The 1,501-nt window shown below is 48.4% G+C and carries 3 protein-coding genes; 1 reads left to right on the plus strand and 2 read right to left on the minus strand.

Translation table 11 applies throughout. The features are described 5' to 3' along the window. The coding region (locus E1189_RS01910; protein ID WP_155158390.1) for a hypothetical protein at positions 1–465 on the minus strand (465 nt) is incomplete at its 3' end. Between E1189_RS01910 and E1189_RS01915 the strand changes: the two genes are divergently transcribed. Further along, positions 459–902, plus strand: coding sequence for a hypothetical protein (locus E1189_RS01915; protein ID WP_155158391.1), 444 nt, complete (start codon positions 459–461; stop codon positions 900–902). The genes E1189_RS01910 and E1189_RS01915 overlap by 7 nt on opposite strands. Positions 903–923: 21 nt before the next feature. On the opposite strand, the gene E1189_RS23060 is transcribed toward E1189_RS01915, so the two are convergent. Then, on the minus strand, positions 924–1,501 hold a 578-nt coding region (locus tag E1189_RS23060), incomplete at its 5' end, for a hypothetical protein (RefSeq protein WP_196221039.1).

A 1,501-nucleotide genomic window follows, 5' to 3' on the forward strand; every position in this document is an offset into this window, starting at 1 on the left:
GCGCAGCCGGGTATAGATGTCCAGGGCTGCTCTCAGGTTATCGGAGCCCCCCATGACCTGAAGCAGTCGGCCCAGAGCCAGTTCGATCTCCCTGTCATTACTGGGGATATTCGGCTGCCACCCGGCCGCCTGGGTGCGCAGCCGGGTAAAGATGTCCAAGGCTGCTCTCAGGTTTTCCGTACCCCCCATGACCTGAAGCAATCTGCCCAGAGCCAGTTCGATCTCCCTGTCACTGCAAGGGGTATTCACCTGTCCCCCGGCTGACTGAGTGCGCAGCCGGGTAAAAATGTTCTGGGCTGTTCTCAGGTTTTCCGTGCCCCCCATGAGCTGGTGATGTCTGCCCAGTGCCAGCCCATTGGTTTTTTCATCATTGGAAGAGGTTGAGCATTTCTCATAAAGGTGCTTAAAGAGTGGTAAGGCTTCCATTAAATGGCCTCTCGCCTGTAAAGCTCTGCCTTTTGCCATCATCACGCCTTTATCTTTTTGCAAACTCTTGGAAAGAGAATCGACGTACCCAATACATTCATCAAAATTCTCAAGAAGAAATAAGCACCTGGCTTTTAATTGCACAACACGAGTATATTGCTGCAAGTTTCCCTCATATTTTTTTAATAGCGTCTCGGCTTTATCCAGTGCACTTTGGGGGTTGGTTTTCAGAAGCCGGAAACCAATATTTATATCGTTACATGGCTGTATATGAGGGCGAACCGGGTAGTGCTGAGGATAACGCTGTGAAAGCTGGCGGTGCTCAGGACCACTATTACTTTTCAGGTCAGGGGAACCTTGTGTTCCAGAAGTATGAAACTCAGGTCTATTTGGATAGTTTTGTCCGTGATGTAAAGGCGCCTGCCAGTAATGGCTGCCTTTCCCATAGTTTGGCGGTAAGTCCATACTCTGAATAAACCTTTAATAACGTAAGGGGATTAGAAGATATCACTCTGTTTATACAGAGTTTCTCCCGTCATAAGAGCCAATAACTTTCGTTCCTTTTGCCTCCATTGATCATCTTTTTTCAATTCTTGTCGATGGGGTTCAAGGTCGCTGGCCAGACCAAAGAGTAATTCCGATGTACGTCTGAACTCTTGCTCCTTTTCCTCTTCGATACCTAACTCTTGCAGCCTGAGTTTCGGCCAGAATGATAAAAGGCGGAAACAATGACCCAGCTGACTGAGACAGGATGCATTTGTGCCTCCACAACCCTCCAGCGCAAGAGCAGCCCAATTGAACGCTTTCCCCAAAAGAATGGAATGTTTGGGCAAAATTTTCTCAGCGTTCATTAATTCCTGGAAGTAACGGAGACTCAAACATAAACAGGTTTCGAACCCTGAAAGCAACGGCCTTCCGAGTTGCAGCTCATCAAATTTTTCCCACTCTTCCGTATCAATGAAAATAGATGCAAGACCCAGTTCAATCTCCTTGTCATCACTGCGAATGTTTACCCGCCCCCCGGTCGCCCGGGTGCGCAACCGGTTAAAGATGTCCAGTGCTGCTTTCAGGTTGT

This window comes from Parendozoicomonas verongulae (genome assembly GCF_009711465.1).
Classification (GTDB): Bacteria; Pseudomonadota; Gammaproteobacteria; order Pseudomonadales; family Endozoicomonadaceae; genus Sansalvadorimonas; species Sansalvadorimonas verongulae.